General features: G+C 43.4%; 12 protein-coding genes. 11 read left to right on the forward strand and 1 reads right to left on the reverse strand.

Translation table 11 applies throughout. From position 1 onward, the window contains the following. Nucleotides 1–6: 6 nt before the first annotated feature. The 6 genes from CA600_RS02215 (at nucleotide 7) to CA600_RS02240 (ending at nucleotide 6,831) form a co-directional block, all read left to right on the forward strand. Nucleotides 7–873: an SDR family oxidoreductase gene (locus CA600_RS02215; protein WP_094868711.1), complete on the forward strand. Its 867-nt coding sequence runs from the start codon at nucleotides 7–9 to the stop codon at nucleotides 871–873. A 218-nt stretch (nucleotides 874–1,091) separates the two neighbouring features. Further along, nucleotides 1,092–1,640 carry a CueP family metal-binding protein gene (locus tag CA600_RS02220; RefSeq protein WP_094868712.1) on the forward strand — a complete coding sequence of 183 codons (549 nt, stop codon included), beginning with the start codon at nucleotides 1,092–1,094 and terminating at the stop codon, nucleotides 1,638–1,640. Between the two features lie 199 nt (nucleotides 1,641–1,839). Continuing rightward, entirely contained in the window at nucleotides 1,840–2,634 is a 795-nt protein-coding gene (locus CA600_RS02225) for a creatininase family protein (RefSeq protein ID WP_256989688.1), read from the forward strand. A 51-nt stretch (nucleotides 2,635–2,685) separates the two neighbouring features. Next, nucleotides 2,686–3,186 (forward strand): DinB family protein, encoded by a 501-nt coding sequence (locus CA600_RS02230; protein WP_094868714.1) that lies wholly within the window; start codon nucleotides 2,686–2,688, stop codon nucleotides 3,184–3,186. A gap of 316 nt (nucleotides 3,187–3,502) precedes the next feature. Further along, nucleotides 3,503–4,981, forward strand: coding sequence for an Lsa family ABC-F type ribosomal protection protein (locus CA600_RS02235; protein ID WP_094868715.1), 1,479 nt, complete (start codon nucleotides 3,503–3,505; stop codon nucleotides 4,979–4,981). A 221-nt stretch (nucleotides 4,982–5,202) separates the two neighbouring features. Then, nucleotides 5,203–6,831 (forward strand): response regulator transcription factor, encoded by a 1,629-nt coding sequence (locus CA600_RS02240; RefSeq protein ID WP_094868716.1) that lies wholly within the window; start codon nucleotides 5,203–5,205, stop codon nucleotides 6,829–6,831. A gap of 62 nt (nucleotides 6,832–6,893) precedes the next feature. Here CA600_RS02240 and CA600_RS02245 read toward each other — a convergent pair whose 3' ends face one another. Continuing rightward, nucleotides 6,894–9,623, reverse strand: a complete 2,730-nt coding sequence (locus CA600_RS02245) for an alpha-mannosidase (RefSeq protein ID WP_256989689.1) — start codon at nucleotides 9,621–9,623, stop codon at nucleotides 6,894–6,896. A 130-nt stretch (nucleotides 9,624–9,753) separates the two neighbouring features. Between CA600_RS02245 and CA600_RS02250 the strand changes: the two genes are divergently transcribed. From CA600_RS02250 to CA600_RS02270, 5 genes are all read left to right on the forward strand, one after another. Further along, nucleotides 9,754–11,559, forward strand: coding sequence for a cache domain-containing sensor histidine kinase (locus CA600_RS02250; RefSeq protein ID WP_094868717.1), 1,806 nt, complete (start codon nucleotides 9,754–9,756; stop codon nucleotides 11,557–11,559). A gap of 209 nt (nucleotides 11,560–11,768) precedes the next feature. Beyond that, the gene (locus CA600_RS02255; RefSeq protein WP_094868718.1) at nucleotides 11,769–12,695 is read left to right on the forward strand and encodes an ABC transporter permease; all 927 of its coding nucleotides are present in this window, start codon (nucleotides 11,769–11,771) and stop codon (nucleotides 12,693–12,695) included. Nucleotides 12,696–12,751: 56 nt separating this feature from the next. Further along, nucleotides 12,752–13,636: a carbohydrate ABC transporter permease gene (locus CA600_RS02260; protein WP_094868719.1), complete on the forward strand. Its 885-nt coding sequence runs from the start codon at nucleotides 12,752–12,754 to the stop codon at nucleotides 13,634–13,636. A 53-nt stretch (nucleotides 13,637–13,689) separates the two neighbouring features. Then, the gene (locus CA600_RS02265) at nucleotides 13,690–15,252 is read left to right on the forward strand and encodes an extracellular solute-binding protein (protein WP_094868720.1); all 1,563 of its coding nucleotides are present in this window, start codon (nucleotides 13,690–13,692) and stop codon (nucleotides 15,250–15,252) included. An 87-nt stretch (nucleotides 15,253–15,339) separates the two neighbouring features. Next, nucleotides 15,340–21,300: an S-layer homology domain-containing protein gene (locus CA600_RS02270; protein ID WP_094868721.1), complete on the forward strand. Its 5,961-nt coding sequence runs from the start codon at nucleotides 15,340–15,342 to the stop codon at nucleotides 21,298–21,300. Nucleotides 21,301–21,525: the final 225 nt, after the last annotated feature.

Below are 21,525 nucleotides of genomic sequence, written 5' to 3' on the forward strand. Positions count from 1 at the left end.
ATTTAAATGAAAATAGCTATAACAGGAGCAACAGGTCAATTCGGATCCTTAGTAATAGAATCTCTACTTAAAACTGTACCCGCAGGAGATCTTGTAGTTAGTGTTCGGAATCCAGATAAAGCAAGTGATCTTAAAACGCGTGGAGTGGAAGTCCGTCATGGTGACTTTGATCAGCCGGAGACGCTGGCTACAGCATTTGCCGGTGTGGATCGATTGTTAATAGTTTCTGCAGATGGGGATAACGAGACTCGGATTCGCCAACATAAAGCAGCTGTTGATGCAGCTGTTAAAGCCGGGGTTGGGTTTATTGCCTACACAAGCGTAGGAGATGCAGAGAAGAGCGAGCTGTTCCTTGCTGAAGTACATCGTGTAACTGAAGAAACCATTCGAGCTACAGGAATTCCTTTCAGTTTCCTTCGTAACAACTGGTATATGGAAAATGAGGTTGGATCGATTCAAGGTGCAGTAGCAGGTGCTCCATGGGTAACTTCTGCTGGGAGTGGTAAGGTTGGCTGGGCTGCACGAGGCGATTATGCAGAAGCTGCCGCAAATGTTCTGACAGGGGAAGGACATGAGAATACGGTCTATGAATTGTCTGGCAAGCCTTTAACACAAGATGAGTTGACAAAGATTATAGGTGACGTAATCGGTAAAGAAATCAAAGTGATGCAAGTTGATGACGAAGCTTATGCGAAAATTATGGCTGAGGTCGGTGTACCAGAAGCTGCACTGCCAATTGTTGTTGCGATTCAGCGTGGTATTCGTGAAGGATGGCTGGATATTGTAAGTGACGATCTGGAGAAAGTATTGAGTCGTCCTGTCACTCCGTTAGCGGATGTCATTCGTGATTTAGTAAATAGTCTGCAAGCTTAAATAATATATCAAGATTAAAGGCCTCTTCTTGGTGAATAACCAGAAGAGGCCTTTTTTGTGCATCGTTAATATCAATGATAAAGGTTTCGTGAAAATTCACTATTATAACGTGGCTTCTGTCAGATCTCATGTTAATGTAATAATGATATAATAGGAAACATATGTGAACTATTGGTGTTATGAGAATGATTGAATCGAAGAGAAGGGGTTGAATATTAATGAGAACAAAAATCTGGATGGCTTCTGGTGCAGTAGTTGTAGTTGTTTTAGGGGCAGTTTTATTTATGGGGGGAAACGATAATAAATCTCCTGCAGCAACCGATACAGCTAACGTTAAGCAATTGGTGCAGCAATATAGCTCAAGCAGCATGAAAGACCTCTCTGCTTCCATCACTTCAGAGCAGCTCATTGTGACCGACAGCAACAATAAATCAACCAAATATGACTTGCCCAAAGATGAGTTTTTTGTTTCCATCGCACCATATGTTAAGAATACACACCCGTGTGCAACACATAGCTTGACTGGATGCCAAGGGGAATTAACAGAACAAGCGTTTAATGTATATGTCGAAGACACTGAGGGCAACGTGATTGTGGATCAAACTATACAGTCTCAATCTAACGGCTTCATTGATCTTTGGTTACCTCGCGATAAGAAATATAATGTAACGATTGAACAGGATGGGGTAAAAGCGAAAGCCGCACTTTCCACTTTTAAGAGTGATAATACATGTGTAACGACCATGCAATTAGTAGAGAGTATCTAAACACCAGAGACAGCGAAGTCGCTACTTTCTCTAAAAATTCCATATCAGGCCTGCCATTTATAATCCTTCCATTTCATGAAACCTTGATCTAATAGGTTCAATTTATGGGAGTTTTTTTTATGCTTCTGCAAGAATATATAGGTTTTCAGGTATAGTTTATTTATAGTTATTTTCCACGTCTTGGAAATGGTATAATCTGATGGATATCAAGATTCGAGCTTTTATAGGGAGTGCTATTATGCTTAGTTTTAAGAATACAACATTGGAATTATCTAATAGTGGGATTGATACAGTTGTTCTATCAGTAGGGGCAACGGAGCAATTTGGACCCAGTTTACCTATGCATTTGGATACGCTTATTGCAGAGTTATATGCAGATGCTTACGGGAGAGAATTAAATGCTTACGTGTTACCTACTTTACCGTTCAATACCTCTGAAGAACATGCGAATTTCAAAGGAACGGTTACAGTAAGTCCAATTATTTTAACAACCATGTTAGAAGAAATTATTTGTAATTTAATAAGACAAGGCTTTAGAAAGTTCTTGGTATGTACAGGACATGGTGGATCCTATTGGGAGGGAGCATTTGTTAAACAAATCAACTATAAGTACCCTCAGATTATTTTAATTACCGCAAATCATAATAATCATAATGCATGGGAAGAGGCCGTTGAAGCGGCAGGCTTAGAAAATTTAAATGAGATGCATGGAGGATTATTATCCGTTTGTACTGCTATGTGGCTCTGTCCTGAGTTGGTTAAGATCAATTCAATGGGCTCAGATATCCCTTCAGAAAACCGGATGTATGCAGATTATTTAGGATGGGAAAAGTTAACACAGGATGGTTGTTGGGGAAAGTTTGAAGAAGGAAATTATACTAACGAAGAATTAGCTGAAAAAGGTAAAGTATTTTGGAATACATTCATTCAAAAAAGAACTCAAGGCTTACGAGAAATCCTTGAAGAAGGGTATCATCGAAAAACTCAAGGGTGATGCTCTATGATAAACTTAGTGGGTACTTCATTTTTGAGAGGAGATAGAGGAATGGATAAAGATCTGATCATTGGGGATGTCTTGCAGGAGTTAGCAGGTACGCGTCGTATGCTGGAGAAGCTGACGCAGGAGCATATGACATGGAAACCACACGAAAAGTCAATGAGTCTCGGTGGGCTATCCACACATCTCGTCAATCTGCTAAACTGGCAATCAGCCATTCTTCTTCACTCGGAGTTTGATTTAGCATCTGTATCATATCGTCGAGAAGCGCTGGAGAGCCCAGCCGCAGTTCTGCAAGAGTTCGACATGAGAGCTCACGAGATCGAAAAATTAATAGCTGATAGCAATGTAGAGACACTTGGTGAGGAGTGGACACTGCGTAATGGCACAGCGGTTATCCGCCGTCAGACACGGGCAGTCGCGCTTCGTACCATCGGATTGAATCACATGATTCACCACCGGGCACAGCTTGGGGTATATTTCCGACTTCTAAATATACCAGTTCCGGGCCTTTACGGCCCCTCGGCAGATGAATTAGCGAACGCCTAACGAATGAATTTCTTAATGCGTTAAGGATCGGAAAGTTGAAAAAAACAAATCGGCATGATAACATGGATACAAATTAATGATCGGAGTTGAAAAGTATAGTGTAGTAATTATTCTTGCGACACATGATGAATAAAACAACAAAAACGGTTTATTTCGTTTGTTTTATTTTTTGTATGCAAGAAAGTTACTACTTCTTTTCACTCGAACAATATATCCTTATCTAACTCCATTAGGGGCTAGATTTGCTGTATTTATTTGAGTCACAAGAAAGTAACTTTCTTGTGGCTTTTATTTTTTTATACAGGAGGATACTTATATGTCATTAATAAATGTTACCAATCTAACCTTTGCCTATGAAGGCAGCTACGATAACATCTTTGAGAATGTTAACTTTCAAATCGATACGGATTGGAAATTAGGATTTACCGGAAGAAACGGTAGAGGAAAGACCACCTTTTTGAGTTTATTACTAGGAAAATATGAATACAGCGGAAATATCTCTGCGCATGTCAGTTTTGAATATTTCCCTTTTCAAGTGGATAACAAGGAGCTTAATACTCTGGATGTGATCTGCGGGATTTTCCCGGAATATGTTCATTGGAAATTACTGCGTGAACTTTCATTATTAAAGGTGTCTGAAGATGTGTTATATCGGCCCTTTGACTCATTGTCTAACGGAGAGCAGACGAAAGTGCTGTTAGCCACTCTCTTCATTAAAGAAAATAGCTTCCTGTTGATCGATGAACCTACCAATCATTTAGATATGACGGCTAGAAAACTGGTCAGTGATTATCTCAATACGAAAAGTGGATATATTCTGGTCTCTCACGACAGATCTTTTCTTGATAATTGTGTAGACCATATTTTGTCCATAAATAAGACTAATATTGAGATCCAAAAAGGAAATTTTTCAAGCTGGTGGGATAATAAAGTCAGACAAGATAACTTTGAGCTAGCAGAGGACGAGAAACTCAGAAGAGATATTAAACGCTTGTCTGCTTCTTCTAAACGGACAGGCAACTGGTCACATGAAGTGGAAAAAACAAAAAACGGAACGAGAAATTCCGGCTCAAAGGTAGATAAAGGCTACATTGGACACAAGGCCGCTAAAATGATGAAACGCTCTAAAGCCATTGAGCAAAGACAAAATTCTGCGATCAATGAAAAGTCTAAGCTTCTTAAAAATATCGAAAATTCTGAGAATTTAGAGATTACACAGCTTGCCTATCATAAACGTCAACTTGCTGAGCTAGACCATATTTCGATTTTTTACGGTGGAAAAAGGGTATGTTCAGATGTAAGCTTCACTATCGAGCAGGGTGAGCGGATTGCGCTTTCGGGTAAAAACGGCTCAGGAAAATCAAGTATCATCAAATTGATGTGTGACGAGGATATAGATTTCACAGGCACTCTCATAAAGGATAATCAGCTTACCATTTCTTACGTATCCCAAGACACTTCTAATCTTCAGGGGGATTTAACGGATTATGCCAGAGAGAATGGAATCGATGAAAGTCTGTTTAAATCTATTCTACGAAAGCTTGATTTTTCTAGAATCCAATTTGATAAAGACATATCCACTTACAGCGGTGGTCAAAAGAAAAAAGTACTGATTGCCAAAAGTCTTAGTGAGAAAGCTCATTTGTACATTTGGGATGAACCGCTTAATTTTATTGATGTCATTTCACGGATGCAAATTGAAGAACTGTTGCTTGAATACACGCCGACTCTTGTTTTTGTGGAGCATGATCGGGAATTTTGCAACAATGTTGCTACGAAGATCGTTGAACTTTAATACAAATGAAGAAATGAAGGGGAAGTCGACAGAGTTTATCTGTCGGCTTTTTTGTATTATTTTACAAACGCTGCGCATTTAAAAAAGCAAGTTAATATCCCCCTATAAAAGTTATGGATTACCTCCGTGCAATCCTAACTCGTGTCGAGTACTATGAAACTAAAGACTATAATTTCCAAAAGAAATTGTTGTACATCCAAGTGAGTCAGGAGGGAGATCAGATGCTTAGTGTACTTATAGTGGATGATGAATATGAGATTCGTGAAGGATTACGGAATCGCTTTCATTGGGAGAATTACAATATTACAGAGGTTCTTGTTGCGGATGATGGTGATGTGGCTTTACGTACGGCACTTGAGATCAGGCCCGCTCTGATTATTACAGATATCAAGATGAACCGCATGTCTGGTCTGGAATTCCTTAGCGCCTTATCTGCCGAAGAGGAGTATAAGCCTGAGAAGATTATTGTAAGTGGTTATGATGATTTTGAACTGGTCAAGCAGGCCATGAAAATAGGGGTATGCGATTATATTTTGAAACCAATTAATTTGGATGAACTAGGTAAAATGGTAGATAAATCGATAGAGAACATCAATAAAAAGGAGATGGATCATCGGAACCGGCAAATGCTTAAGAATCAGGCGGTCTTCGCCATCTCCACAATGCGCGAGGAATTATTAAAGGAAATGATTGAGCAGGTTTATGACCCTAATCTTGAAATGCGTAGATACCACCGTCTTCAAACATTGGAGCTTGAATGGATGCTAAAGGAGCCCACGATGTTGATTGTCGTTGAGGCTGATAATTTAAAAGCGATAGAGAATAAAAATCCGCATGAGAAGGAACTGATTCTATTCGGGATTAGTAATGTGTTACATCAGACGCTTGAAGAGGAATACGCCCATCCTTCTGCTCTCTATAAGGACCGTTATAACCGCTGGATTATTGTGCTGGGGAGCCTTTCGCAGGAGCATTCGGATATCGCACAGGGCATGGCACAGCTCTTCATTCAAAGAATCAATGATTTTGTCAAAATCACTGCTAGTGCAGGAATGCTGACTAAACCGGGCAATACAAGAAACTTGCACCATATGTATATTGAGGCTGTAAGTGTAATGGAGCAAAAGGCGGTTTATGGGGGTAACAGATTATTCACTGAGCAAGGACTATTTTACGACGGTGAGAGTGATAACTTGTCACTTCAGAACCCGGAAGAAATGCTTGATTTGGTTCGATATGGTTCGGATGATGATATAACAAAAGCGATGGATAACTTCATAGAGATGATACAGTCTTGGCATCTTACACAACTAAGGGATATCCAGCAGAAAATTTTCGAATGGCTGTTCGAAGTGTTCCGGCGGGGAGCGGAGGGAACCGTTCTTAAGAGTTGGAAAAATAATCCTATCGCAGTTTGGGAGCTGTTGGAGCAATACGATACTCTGCAGGCGCTTCGTGAACAAACAGAGATCTTTCTGCATGAGATTGCTGCCGACTTTCGAAAGCTTTCGCATACACCCAGCCAAATTGTTAGCGAAGCTGAGAAGATTTTACACCGTGATTATGCTGAAAGCCTAACGCTGCAAATTGTAGCTTCTGCGGTTCACGTAACTCCGGTTTGGCTTAGTAAGTTATTTAAGAAAGAACTGCATATGACCTTTCTCGAATACTTAACAGATATTCGTATTAAAAAGGCAAAAGAAATGCTATACGATGTGAAGTTTAAAATTTATCAAATTTCCTATCAGGTCGGCTACAAAGACCCGGTGCATTTCTCAAAGCTTTTCAAGAAACAGGTAGGCTGCACACCTAAGGATTTCAGAAGACAGCTTGGAATTGCTGAAGAATAAAGAATCCAGGCGACTCGGTTCAGTAGAATCGGGTTGCCTGGGATATTTACGAGTGTTAAGACTTAAGAATTCGTGATCCCTATGGTTACAATCCCTGCCTTACTTACCGGAAGTGGTTGTGACTGAACGACGGATGTTTTCTCCTCCAGAATGTTGCTGAGGTACAGATTGGCATTCACATGGGAATGAATACTTAGATCGGAGGGTGTGTCAGCGAGATTGTACCAGCGTGCCATTAGATCTCCATTATCTTCATTGATTTTTAAGCTGGAAAAAGCTATTTCTTTACTTTCCCATGCCAGAAAACTGTGCACAGGAGGAAGTGTTCCTTCATGAATCCCTGTCTGAACAGTAGTGACGGGAACAGCAAAACGGTAGGCTTCACGGTAGGCCGCGAAGCGGTTGTCACCTCCGCTATGCGGGATAAGGCTCCACTCTGCTACATTAACGCCAAGGCACTGAGCGTCAGGGGTATGGAAGACGCCCCAGTCGCCAAGTTCACCTATCGAACGAAGGAGTGTTAGGGCAATAGTACCTTCTTCATCCTGCAACACCTCATACTCGTTCAGACCTTTACCAGATGCAGTCAAGCCGCGTTCATTAGCATGTACATCCACAAACGACTGCATATGCTGGCAGTTGCTTGGGTTCTCCCATTCAGGTGCAGGTACAGTCTCGCGCTCGGCGACTTCAAAGACAGAATCGGCATAATGGTGCGCTGCCTTAACCCCAGATGGTAGCAGAACACGGAGACGATGATCCTTTGCAGTATTGTCGATACGAGTATGCACTTGCAAGGAATGACCTTCACGCTGCAGACTGATGCAGGTCACAATATTCAGAGTGACAAGCTGCTGTGACCGGACTGACTTCCGCTGCCGGAACTCAACCATGGTTTCTACTTCCTGCTGAAGCTGTTCATCGGCTGAGACCGGAACTTCTAGGGTATGTCTGATTTCAAAAGCAGCTCTGTAAGGGGTATTCTCCGTTAGGTGAATCTCCGCAGGGATGCCGCGTGTAGTTATGGCTACATCACCTTCGGGTTGTTTGAAAATGTATTCATTGCCTATGTCACCGACATCCTCGTATACACCCAGACCGCTGTATAGCTGTTCACTGGTTTTATCGAACATAGAGAAGCTTCCATCTTCTGCCACGCGGATTCGAAGATATTCATTCTCTATAGTGAAGTCTTCGGTGATCATAGTGCCTGATAAAGTCTTTGGTATCGCTGAATCCTTTGTGGGAATCCAAGAAAAAGTTGCCAGTCCTAGGGCAGGAAGCGATTTTGTCTCAAAGGTTAGCCGTAATGCACGGGCCATATAAGGCTGTCTGAATTTATCGTTTGGCAGCTCGTAACCGAAGCGTACCCCCAGATCTTCAACAGTGCAGTCTAATCGATCACCTTGGGAGTTGACCAGGTAGCCCTCGCCATGCGTTCTGTCCGAGACTTGCTTGAATATGGCACTTGGGTCTTCACTTTGATTGAAGAAACGGTGAGACCACTCAATTTCCAAGGTCACTACGCTGCTGCTAGAATAGCCGCTAGTATTATAAACTACGAACGGAATGGCGTCTTCTCCAAATGATGCGAAGATAGAGGTGTCGACCTTAGCACTAATGAATCTGGCGCTGTCAGTTATGAGAGCTGAACCGACCTCCATGCTTTTTGCAAACCGAGTCTTCATCTCATGGTAGACCTCATCTACGCTGCAGCCGCAAATGCTGTCATGCGGATGGTTCTGCATGAGAGTCTTCCAGGCATATTGCAGTAGACCATGGGGATAAGGTTTGCCTAATCCGTGTGCGAGTGCGGCTAGTGGCTCAGCTATTTTTTCAAGCAACGTCTGGTTCTGTTGGTTAAGCTGCTTGATGTATATCCTCGCTGAAGCAGTATTCACTAGGGAGTACCAGCCATCTGTATGTTGCCCGCGAAGCTCTCCTGTAGTTAGGGTTAAGTCATCGGGAAGCTCCTCTTTAATGGCTTTTACATAATCATCATAATTAGAATGAATGAATTCGCAGTCTGGATATAAATCACGCGCAACCCGTAAAGCTTCAGAAAGATCGGTTTGGATGGGCTGGTGATCACAGCCGTTCATGAGCAGTAAGTGCCGGGTGGAGGCGTATTGTCTGGCACGTGCAAGACGATGATCCCAGTAGCTTTTAGCTGTGTCAGGATCTACAGGAATTTCCATGCCGTTGTTGTACCAATTCGCAAAGAGAATACCAAGCACTTTGGAGCCATCAGGGGATTGCCAGATCAGCTCAGAGTAAGGAGATTCTTGGTCAGAGGTTTCTTCCACACGATTGTTGAAACCCGTGGCTTTTACCCCTCTGCCGAAGACGGCCGTATCGATACCAGCTTGCTGAAGAATCTGCGCAGCTTGACCCATATTGCCAAAAGAATCCGGGAAGTAGCCGATCTTAGAGATGGGACCGAATGTCCTTGCATCACGATGTCCGATTTGCAGGTTGCGAACATTCGCTTCACCGCTCGTTAGGAATTCGTCTTGAAGAATGTACCATGGCCCGAGGGAGAGCTTGCCATCATCGCACAGTTTTTGGATCATTTCACGCTTCTCCGGATAAACCTGCAAATAATCCTCCACTACAATGGTTTGTCCATCTAAATAGAAGCTTTTAAAATCCGGGTCGGATTCAAATGTGTCGATCAAGGAATCTATAGTTTCAATAAGCTTAACGTGATGGGCTTCATAGGGCATATACCATTCCCTATCCCAGTGAGTGTGAGAAATGACATGTACAACGGTTTTGCTAGCTCCAGTCAATACGTTTCCTCTTTTCCATTAGATGATGAACGCTACAGCCTAATTATAGTAAATGCATTTTTTACCACAATGAGTGAATCGCAAATTTTCGCGGGGATTATTGTCGATATGCCTGGAAGGAGGAAATGTTATGAATCGGTTCACTCTGCGTTTGGGCGCATCGTTAAGGAACCGTATAATATTGGTATTTTTAATGATCATTATTGTGCCGTTTCTTATTTTCGCTTACTTTGCACATATCAAGTCTATTGAGGGTATCACAAACACGAATACGAAGATTTCACTGAGCTATCTCCAGCAAGCAACCAACAATTTTGAGATTTATCTGAATACACTTAATGATCAGGTCAATACTCTAATCGGCAACAAACGAGTACAAGATCTACTGATTGATCCACCAGCTAATCCTGCTGAAGAAGAGGACTTCACTGTTAATCTGCTTACTGTACTCTATCAGGCTACTCCACAAATCGATGCCTTCCGAGTGCGGGTCTATCCGATAAATCCTTCGCTTTATCCTTCTTATATGAATACATTGGGAGAAGCGGCGAATATTACGTCAGAGGAATGGTTTAAACGGTCACAAGGAACTGTAGGTCCAATGTGGGAATTATTTATGCCACAGCAAGGCAAATATGGTCGTCCTTTATTAGGGTATATCAAGCGCTTTACAGGTCTCTTTGATCGGAAGCCCAGAGGTATGGTCGTGACAGAAATTTCAGAGGATCATTTGAAGCGTTATTTCTCACCCACCGAGCAATTGAAAAATCAGAAGCTGCTGCTGATGAATCGGGATGGCACCATTTATTATGACTCCTCCTCCAATGAATGGGCAGGCAAGCAATTCCCTTCGAATTCATTCGTCTCCCATCTTCAACAGAACTCGCAGGGCTCACAGACGCTTAAGATTGACGGGCACAAGTATCTTACTACTTACGTCAGCTTGGACAGTGAGCCTTGGGCGATTGTCAGTCTGACGTTATTGAAAGAACTGTCTGGATCAAGTGACGAAATGACTCGTTTGCTGATCATCTTCTTGATTATTTATCTCATCTGCTGTTTTGCCGTTGTCTTCTACATTACAGTGTATTTCACTCAACCTATCGCACGTCTGGTAAGGCTGATGCGGAGAATGGAGGAGGGGAATTTCCAAACAGAAGCGTTAACTTCGCCAAGAAGAGATGAAGTAGGCTGGTTATATCGAGGGGTTGGCAGCCTTGTTCAACGAATTGATGTATTGATCCAAGAAGCTTGGCGTTCCGAGCGAAAGAAAAAGGCACTGGAGTTTCAGGTTCTGAGCCATCAGATCAACCCACATTTTCTCTATAATACACTTGAATCAATTCGCTGGAAGGCAGAGAACCACGGGCGCAGCGATATTAGTGAAATGGTATCTGCACTTGGGAATCTCCTGCGGTTGAGTTTGAATCAAGGGAAGGAGATCACTACACTGCGGCGTGAGATAGAGCAAGTGAAAGCTTATGTGCTCATCGAGCAGGGCCGTATGGGCAAAACGATCCGTATATTATATTCCTTAGATGAAGATTTGCTAGATTTCCCATTCCTTCGCTTGCTGCTACAACCACTTGTAGAAAATGCGATCCAACATAGTGTGCGGAGTGACTTTGAGAAGGGGAAGATCATTGTGTCTGCTAGGCGTGAAGAGGAAGATATGATCATCGAGATTGCAGATAACGGAAAGGGCATTCCACAGAGTATCATTGATGAATTGGATCATGATGATGCGGAGGAGGAAATGTATACAACAACTCGTCGAGGTGTAGGGTTAAGAAATGTGAATGACCGTTTGAAGCTGTATTTTGGGTCTGAGTATAAGCTCCAGATTCAGATCGGTACAGAAGGGGGAACCCGTATTTTGTTGCGCCATCCCATGAAGGTAGGCGAAGAACTGTCCAAAACAGATGATACCCATTAATCGAGCTGCTAGACCTATTAAATCGTTAAAATCTTATATAGTAGCGATTCTCCCTTCTCGGAGAATCGCTACTTTTATTTTTAGACTGTTGATCACGTATCTCGGTGATCAGGATAAAAATGAATCAACAAAGTGCAAGATTGACTCATAGTAAGTGCATATCCACTCTTTTACAATTAAATTATCCAAACAGCGAAAGGGAAATCGATATGAAACTAAACGGAGTGTTCAAGGAACTGTACAAAAATCGCACCTTGCTGCTCATGTTCTTACCCGTCGGGGTACTGTTCTTGCTCTTTAACTATCTACCGCTGGCTGGTCTTGTAATCGCCTTCAAAAATTTTGATTTCTCCAAAGGAATTTTCGGAAGTGATTGGATGGACCCGCTATTCAGCAACTTTGACTATGTATTCTCTTCTCCGGTGGCTTTTCGAGCCATTCGAAACACGATTCTCCTGAATGCACTTTTCATAGTAGTAGGGCTCGTATTTGAAGTAGGGTTTGCACTACTGCTGAATGAAATGCGCAATAAGTATTTCAAAAGAATTACGCAATCCTTAACCTTTTTACCTTTCTTTATCTCATGGATTGTCGTAGGTGTATTCGCTTATAATCTGATGAATTATGAGACTGGAGCAATTAATCGCTTCCTGGAGTACCTACATCTACAACCGATTGACTTCTATAGTCGGGATGAATTATGGCCGGCGATCTTAACCATTGCTGCCCGCTGGAAAATCACTGGTTATGGCACAATTATCTATTTGGCCGCGCTAACCTCTATTGACAGTTCCTATTATGAAGCTGCTTCCATTGATGGAGCGTCGAGATGGCAGCAAATTAGATACATTAGTATTCCGATGCTGCGACCAACAATTATTATCCTGACATTACTGGCGGTTGGAAGAATTATGAATGCAGATTTCGGGATGTTCTATGCCATGGTAGGAGACGCTTCGCTGCTCTTCCCAACCACAGATGTTATTGACACCTTCGTCTATCGGAGCTTACGGAAATCGGGTGATATTGGGATGGCTTCCGCTGCGGGCTTCCTACAGTCCTTTGTTGCTTTCTTCCTCGTACTTAGCAGTAACTATGCCGCACGGAAGATCGACAAAGACTCAGCGATATTCTAAAGGTCAGTTGTCCCGAAGTATAGATACATTCAATTCTAAGGAGGTCATCCGACACAATGTTAGCCAGAAAATTTTCACTCAGCCAGTTTTTAATTGCTCTGGTAATCGGTCTATTCAGTCTGGCCTGCCTGTTTCCGTTCCTCATGGTCATCGCAGGCTCACTGAGCACAGAAAAAGATATTATGCAGTACGGCTATTCTATTTGGCCCAAGACGATAACGTTTGATTCCTATCGTATTTTGCTTCTTGGCTCCAATCGGATTTTTGAGGCGTACGGAGTCAGCACATTCGTCACTGTTGTCGGAACTGCTTTGTCACTCTTCTTGACTAGCATGGGTGCTTACGTAATGGCAAGACGTTCTTTTAAATATAGGAATATTCTCTCCATCTTTGTCATCATCACCATGCTCTTTAGTGGGGGATTAGTGCCTTGGTATATCGTCATTGTCAGATATCTGCATTTGAAAGATACGATATGGGCACTTATTCTTCCTTCTCTGGGCAATGCCTTCAACATGTTTCTTATTCGAAACTTTATGCTCTCCATTCCTGAGGATTTGCATGAATCGGCAAAAATGGACGGTGCGGGTGAATTCCGAATCTACTCCAGGCTGATCATGCCACTTGCTCTACCCGTTCTAGCGACCGTTGGGCTGTTCGTAGCTCTCGGATATTGGAACGACTGGTTCCTCGGGTTAATGTTCGTAGATAAACAGGAACTTCAGCCACTACAATTGCTGCTACGCACACTGATCTCCAATGTCGATTTCTTGAAGAACTCCGGAAATGCGGCTGCGATGCAGCGAATTTCTGCTCAGATTCCTTCCGAGTCTATCAAAATGGCGCTGACGGTCATAACTATCGGACCTATCATTTTCTTGTATCCATTTCTGCAGCGTTATTTTGTTAAAGGACTTATGGTTGGAGCAGTTAAAGGTTAACTATGTCGACGAATGTCGTATAGTATAAATTAAAGGTATAAGGGGAGATTAGGATGCGCAAACGCATGGGTAGATTTCAGATCGTCCTGATAGCAACGCTATTGCTAGGACTGATTATGTCCGCATGTAGCTCAAGTGGTGGAAATACGTCGTCCAATGATGGAAATCAAAGTAAAGACAACAACACTAGCACTAACACAGAAACCGCGAAAGGTGAAGATGAGGTTACACTCAAATTCTATTTTGGTGGGGATAAAAAAGCAGCCACAGACGAGGTTTGGTCCAAGATCAGCGATTATGTGAAATCCAAAGGTCTAAACGTAAAGTTCTCTGTGAATTTCATTCCGTTTGGAGACTTTAAGGAAAAAATGCTAGTCATGGCCGCATCCGGGGACAACTGGGATATGAACTTTGATGGAGATTGGCTCTCCTATAAGCAAATGGCGGCGAAAGGCTCTTACATGGCCTTGAATGATCTGCTTCCAAAGTACGCACCTAACCTTGAGAAGAAGTACCTCGAACAAGGAACATTAGGAGCTGCAACGGTTAACGGACAAATCGTAGGACTTCCATGGACAATGAAAATGAATGAACGTAAATTTGCCGGTTGGCGTTCAGATCTGGCTGAAAAAGCTGGCATTAACATCGCTCCGGATTCGATTCAAACGATTGAAGATGTCGACAATCTGCTTCGTGAGCTGAAAAAGGCTTACCCGAACGAGAAGCTTTCCCGTACTACACCACTATCTTTGTATTATATCCGCGATGAATGGGTTGATCTCAACTTCCATGGGTTAGGCTTCTATCTGAGTGATCCGAAAATTACTATTCAATCTGTTGAACAACAGCCGTTCTTCCTCGAAGCTTCACTTTTGGCGAAAAAATGGTATGACGACAAACTGATCAACAGAGACGCTATGATCGATAAAGAAGGTGCGGAGGATCAATGGAGAAATGGTAAATTGCTCTTTACGGTAACCTCTCATGAATGGGCTTACGCAGATCCAGGCTTTTCCGATGCCAACTATAAACAAGGAATGTCACTTATGTATCCAGACAAGAAATATGTTAACCGAACAGCGCTCGCCAATGTTGTTGCCATCAATGTGAACTCCAAACATCCAGACCGGGTTCTGCGTTTCCTCGATATGGTGGAGACCGATCAGACGCTGTATGATTTGTTGCAATATGGTATCGAAGGCAAAACCTATGAGCTGAACGGTGAAGCAGCGGATTATCCAGAAGGCATGCAGTCTTCTACGAGCAATTACATGGAGTGGGGTGGACAATGGGCATTCTGGAAACCACAATTCATGCGCCCAACTACAACCTATGCTAAAGATTTCTGGGTAAAGGAAGCCGATTTTGCTAATCAGCCTAACAATGTGAATTCGCCTATCGATGGATTGTTTATTGCCGAAGACGCTATGAAGAATGAAATAGCTAAACGCGATCAAGCCACCGATGAGCTCAGCAGACCGATTGAATACGGGATGGTGAAAGACGTTAATAAAGCTGTAGCCGATTATGTGGAGACTCAAAAGAAAAACGGACTAGATAAAATTATTACCGAAACTCAGAAACAAATAGACGCTTATCTTGCTGCCAAAAAATAAGGTTTAGGGCAAAGGGGAAGCCGCCTTCATCGGCGGGCTTCCTCTTTTTTTGAAATGAACAACTAATAATCCTTGGAGGTGCGTTACTTGCGTATACATCAATCCCGGTCAAAGCTCAGCGTACAGCTATCCCGAATATTAGCGATTCTGCTCTTTGTGTCCTGTATTCAATTTCCGCTAAACTCAGCGAAGGCCGAATCCGAATCCGTGCATATCAGCTTAGGAGAAATACCTATGGAGAATGGTATTACTGCTAGAGCTGGGGACTCGCCAGCTGGTCTGAAGACCGGAACAGTTTCTGGGGTCACTTATTGGGAGACAGGAAAAGATCTGGCAACTAGCTACATCTATCTAGATGTAGCTGATGAATTCTTGTACAACAGTGATGATTATGATGTAGATGTTACCGTTGATTATTATGATGAAGGCAATGGGAAGTTCCTACTGCAGTACGATGCGCAGTCTGCGGCGTTCAAGGATGGAGAAGTATATCAGTATGGCGACTCCAAGACCTGGAAGAGCAAAACGTTCACTTTAAAAGATATCCGGTTCGCAAATGGAACTAACGGTACGGATATGCGGCTTAGTGTTGAAGGTGGAGGGATAGATGCAGCCTCTAACCGAGATTTAAAGGTTGCTGCGGTTACGGTTACAAAGAAGCTGAAAGCGAATTCACGAAATGGCGTTAGCATCAAGCTGGGAAATCAAGTGGTATCCGACGGAGTTACGGCATTACCCGGTGATGGGCCTGCTTCGGGATTACAAACGGGAATTCTGGATGGTAAAGACTATTGGCAGACCAACCAGTCCGTGAGTGCCAGTGATCCGGGGCAGAATATTTTCTATTTCTATTTCAATGTAAATGATGACTATTTATTTCAGAACAAAACGCAAGATGTATTCGTTACCGTAGATTATTATGATCGCGGCAATGGAAGCATGGTGCTGCAGTATGATGCGGAATCAGCCCCATTCAAAGATGCTCCATTGTACACTTACAAGAATACGAATAGCTGGAAAAGCTATACGTTTAAGTTAAACGATGCGTACTTTGCGAATGGCACGAATGGTGCAGACTTTCGAATTGGTGTAAGTGGAGCAGGGGCTCCAGCCAATAATCCTGAGCTCTATCTCTCCTCAGTGACAATCAACAAAACATTGAGAACAGCAATAGATGCGCAGACTAAAGTATATTCTACTAATTACACAACACAGGATGTCGTTATTGCTGATAGTAATGTGAAGGATTTTGGCGCTAAAGGGGATGGGATAAAAGATGATACGCAGGCCTTTCAAGATGCACTGAATGCAGCAGGCAATCGTGGAGGTGGCGTTGTTTTTGCACCGGAAGGACATTACAGGATGAATGGGAGTCTAATCATTCCTACCGGAGTTACACTTCGCGGGGATTGGATAAGCCCCGATGATGTTAACAAGGAAGTGAAGGGGACCATTCTGGATGTCTATGGTGGCAAGGGAGAAGAGGAAGCACCTAGCTTCATTCAGCTTTCTCCTTCCAGTGGAGTAACTAATCTATCGATTTGGTACCCGGAACAATCAGCTATACATCCGTCAGGATATCCATGGACGTTTGAGCAGCTTTCGGGCGATAGTGCAACGATTCAGAACGTGACCTTAGTTAACGCTTATAAGGGTATCAAGATCGGACCGATCTGGAATGAGCTTCATTATATTAAAAATGTATATGGCACTGTTTTAAATACAGGGGTTTTCCTTGATTTCACAACGGATATCGGACGCATAGAACATCTTCGTCTAGCTCCAGATTATTGGTCTGGTTCAGGACTGGCGGGATCGCCTCAAAAGAATACGTTAACAGAATATCTTGTTGCTCATGCCGAAGGGATTGTTATGGGACGCTCCGACTGGGAATACATGTCTGATGTATTCTTGTCCGGCTTCAAGACAGGTCTGCGCATGACAACTCGAACCGACAGTCTAGAAACTGCAAATGCGCAGCTCTACAAAATCAATATTGAGAACAGTGAGACCGCACTCAAAATTGAAGGTGTCAATGATTATGGCTTGTTGATCTCTGATAGCAGCTTCAAGGCGGATGCGGGAGAGAACCCAGTAGCAATTCACGCTACAACCGGCTTTCGATCTATCGTTCAATTCAATAAAGTAACCGTAGGTGGTAATCCCCATCAAGCAGTTCTTAACGATGGAACAGGTGTACTTTCTTTCGAGAACAGCAGTTTTGAGAATTGGGATGACCAATCTGGTGGATACGCGATTACAGCAAAGGCCGGTTCACTTATCCTTGGCCAATCTACTTTTGCCAAACCAACACATCATGTTTTGTTACAAGGAACTGCAGCAGAACTGAATGCAATCAATTCTGGGTATCAAGGTAAGCTGCAGGTGCAAAATGAGAGCGACGCCGCGCAATTGAATATTCATTGGGATGAGAAATACAATCTGGAGACGTTGCCTGAAGTAGCCTCTCTCGATTTGGCTCAACAACCGAAACCTACAACTGTGGAATTATACAATATAACAGATCAGCCTTATGGGGCAGATAAAAGCGGACAAAGCGATGTCTCGTCGATTCTGCAGCAAGCTTTAAATGATGCGAAACTAGCTGGAGGAGGTACAGTTTACTTACCGGCTGGGATCTATCGCGTGAATTCGGCAATTACGATACCAAGTGGAGTGGAGCTGCGGGGTTCTTGGGATGTGCCTCACCACACGATTGGTGGCGGAACGGTACTGTTCACCAATTATGGGGAGAATGATCCGCAAGGAGCACCACTGATCACATTGGAGGCTTCCTCCGGGGTCAGAGGCTTGTCAGTATATTATGACCAGCAGGATTGGAACACTGTAAAGCCTTATTCTTGGACGATCCAAGGGAAAGGTCATGGCGTGTACGCCATCAATACTACCTTGATCAACTCCTATCAAGGCATCGACTTTGGCAGCTATGATACGAGTGGACATTATATTGATTATGTTGCCGGTTCTCCTCTAAAAGAAGGGATATACATCGGTGGTGGAGCAGAGGGGGGCATGGTTCGCAATGTCCAATTCAACCCGCATTATTACGGAAGAAACAATTACCCGAATCACCCGGCCAATGATGCTGACTTCAACAAAGTCTGGAACTTTCAGAAGGATAATCTGGATGCATTTCGCGTCGGACATGTGAAGCAGGAAACCATCTTTAACACATTTGTGTACGGCTCTATGTATGGTATTCATTTCGAGGAGCAGAATGGCTTTGGTCCTGAAGCGATTGTTATCGGTCACGGAACGGATGGAAGTAAAAAAGGGGCGGTGATTGACAGTGCTGGGCCTGCGGGACTGTCTCTAATCAATACTGAGCTCGTATCCATGAGCACCTCTGATAAAGTTTATGTGGTAATCGGCGAAGATTTCGATTCCAAAGTGACGTTATTCAACACCTCTATGTGGGGAGACACCACTCGTTCGATCGATGTTCATGCTGGAAAGGTTCGAATTCAACAAGCGAACTTCACGACTGTCGGAGAGCGGGGGATTAATGCTCTAGGTGGTGATACTACGCTGTATAATTCTTACTTCCAGCAGCCACGTACTACGCATGTTTATGCTGGACCTGATATTGATAAACTTGTAATTACGAACAATATTTTTAAGGGTGGCATGCAATTTGTTAACGAAGCCGTAAATAAAGTGTTTGGCACCAATCTGGTTCCGGTTGCACTAAGTCTTAAGAGAACTCCATTTCATGCTGACGAACCGGAAAAAGCGAACAGCGTGCTAACTGTGACTAATGTGACCAGTGAACAGGCGCTGAGTGGGCGCATTGAGTTGCTACAGCCTTTCGTTTATGCCGGCAGGTTCAAACCTGTCCGCTTCAAAGAAATTGCTTTAGGGCAGTCTTTGGAAATGGAGCTCCCTTACTTGTCGAGTGATACGCTGAAATACCGCGTTACACTGGATGATGGCTATACTTACACAACCTCTGTCCGATTGGCGCAATCATTTGCCGAGCATCATGGAGTGGAATCGGCGGTTGCTCCGACCATAACATTGTCGAGCATCGACCAATATTCCAGTGTCGGCGGGCAATGGAAGGGCATAGACGATCTCAGCGCACAAGCCAATGTAAATTGGGATGCACAGAATTTGTACACAACTATTGTAGTTCAGGATGATGTGCATGCACAGACCTGGAATGGCGGAGATATTTGGCAAGGTGATAGTTTACAGCTTGGTATAGACCTGTCCAAGAAGGACGGTTCATCCAGTAAAAATGTGAGTGAATTAGGCTTTGCCTTGAACAACCAAGGTAATGTCAGCAAATGGAGATGGAGAGCACCAGAGGGCGTACAGACTGGAGCGCTGAATAACGTTCAGGCGGATATCACTCGTGACGAGGCGAATCATCAGACGACTTATAAACTGACGCTTCCGTTTAGTGAACTACACAAAGCTGGTTATACGTTCTCACCCTCAGATGTAATTGGTTTTACGGTATTGATCAATGAAAACGATGGAGCAGGGCGTTCGGGGTTCATGGAGTACAATCAGGGGATTGGCTCTAGTAAGGATGCTGCGTTGTATGGAGAACTGATCCTGTTGAATCGTGATTATTCAGATTTACTTATCCAGTCTGCTACGGCACAGGTTGCTCAAGCGGAGATTCACAAGGATACCACACGACAAGATTCGGCTGCTAATTTTGTAAGCCTGCTACCTGCAGGAATGGTGAAGACGGCTTTGATTGCCAGATTGGCAGCTATCGGAGTGCCGAGTAAACCTGATCCAGATCCCGTGAAGCCAACACCAGGACCTGGCACAGAAACACCAGCACCAGTGCCATCCGCTACCCCTAAGCCTAGTAATAACGTATCAATCACTCTACGAGCCGATGGTATTGTTGAAGTGAAGATCTTACCAGTTCTTGATCCCTTATCGAAAAGTGCTAACGCTGTAGTCACAGCGGAAGAGCTTGCCAGAGCATTCGCACAAGCAAGAACTGATAAAAATGGAGTAAAGCAGGTAGCGGTTCAGGTAACAGCAGTTAATGGGGCTGTAGGATATGGTATTGAATTGCCTTCAACATTCGTAGCGAGTGGTACTGCAGAGCAAACACTCGAGCTTGTACTGCCAACAGGTACTCTTTACCTACCGGGCAACTTACTGGCATCTATCCGAAAAGATCTCGATTCGACGGTTACTTTCTATCTGCGAAATGCAGACCGTATGAAATGGAGTAAAGACATTCAGGATAAGCTGGATAAACTTCCAGCAGTAGAACTTACAATTGTTTCAGGTGGCAAAATCGTTTCTTGGAGTGATAAGAATTCTTTGCTTACATTGGCGATTCCCTATAACCTCCCAGCGAGCGAGGTCAATAAATCTTCCAGTCTAGGCATCTTACAAATTCTTCAGGATATGAAGACAAAGGTTGTACCCGGTGCAAAATATAAAGAGGGTGCTGTAGTCTTTAAGGTGCAGGATCTGGGGCAATATGTGGTATCGTTCAATGTTCTATCCTTCACAGATTTAGAGAATGTACCGTGGGCACAGGATGCTATAGAGCAATTAGCAGCTAAAGGGATTATACAAGGGGTTTCAAACACAGCCTTTCAACCGGCAGCACCTATAAAACGGGCCGACTTTGTGAAGCTGCTTGTGGATACATTGGGTCTAAGCGTCTCAGAAGCAACACCGTTCAGTGATGTGGACCCAAGTGCTTACTATGCCGAGGCAGTTGAAACGGCTAAAGCGCTGGGTATTGCAACCGGAGTCGGTACCGGAAGATTTATGCCAGATGCGATCATTAGTCGGGAAGATGCAGCCGTCTTCATTGTTCGAGCTTTGAAACTCAAAGAGTTACTCCTGACACCACTAGGGGAAGTCAAACTGAGCAGCTTTAAAGATGAGAGTCACATTTCCGGTTACGCGCATACCAGTATGAACATGTTAGTAGAGGCAGGTTTGTTACAAGGAAGTGGTAGTCATCTGAATCCTTCAGGTAAGCTAACCCGTGCGGAAACCGCAGTCCTTCTGTATCGGATTTATAACTTAAAGTGAAGTCAGTATTTGCCATAGCAAAGGAAGCCGAGTAATTATAAAGCTTCTGATAATTAAAAAGGCGTCCTGAGCTGTTGTTTAACGACAGTCTGGGACGCTTTTTGCTTTCTGCCATTCTACAATTAAATAAGAGGATAGAAATGGGATGGAAAGTTTAATAACGCCCCGTTTGGAAGTGTCGATGATTGCATTAAAATAGAAGCGACACATAAGGGGATGGTGAAA

This window comes from Paenibacillus sp. VTT E-133280 (assembly GCF_002264385.1).
Classification (GTDB): Bacteria; Bacillota; Bacilli; order Paenibacillales; family Paenibacillaceae; genus Paenibacillus_AQ; species Paenibacillus_AQ nitricinens.

What these genes read in the sequence shown, in the direction of transcription:
- CA600_RS02225 (WP_256989688.1), top strand. Translation starts at nt 1,840, where the DNA reads ATGGATATCAAGATTCGAGCTTTTATAGGGAGTGCTATTATGCTTAGT.
- CA600_RS02260 (WP_094868719.1), top strand. Translation starts at nt 12,752, where the DNA reads ATGTTAGCCAGAAAATTTTCACTCAGCCAGTTTTTAATTGCTCTGGTA.
- CA600_RS02250 (WP_094868717.1), top strand. Translation starts at nt 9,754, where the DNA reads ATGAATCGGTTCACTCTGCGTTTGGGCGCATCGTTAAGGAACCGTATA.
- CA600_RS02235 (WP_094868715.1), top strand. Translation starts at nt 3,503, where the DNA reads ATGTCATTAATAAATGTTACCAATCTAACCTTTGCCTATGAAGGCAGC.
- CA600_RS02220 (WP_094868712.1), top strand. Translation starts at nt 1,092, where the DNA reads ATGAGAACAAAAATCTGGATGGCTTCTGGTGCAGTAGTTGTAGTTGTT.
- CA600_RS02265 (WP_094868720.1), top strand. Translation starts at nt 13,690, where the DNA reads ATGCGCAAACGCATGGGTAGATTTCAGATCGTCCTGATAGCAACGCTA.
- CA600_RS02255 (WP_094868718.1), top strand. Translation starts at nt 11,769, where the DNA reads ATGAAACTAAACGGAGTGTTCAAGGAACTGTACAAAAATCGCACCTTG.
- CA600_RS02230 (WP_094868714.1), top strand. Translation starts at nt 2,686, where the DNA reads ATGGATAAAGATCTGATCATTGGGGATGTCTTGCAGGAGTTAGCAGGT.
- CA600_RS02215 (WP_094868711.1), top strand. Translation starts at nt 7, where the DNA reads ATGAAAATAGCTATAACAGGAGCAACAGGTCAATTCGGATCCTTAGTA.
- CA600_RS02240 (WP_094868716.1), top strand. Translation starts at nt 5,203, where the DNA reads ATGCTTAGTGTACTTATAGTGGATGATGAATATGAGATTCGTGAAGGA.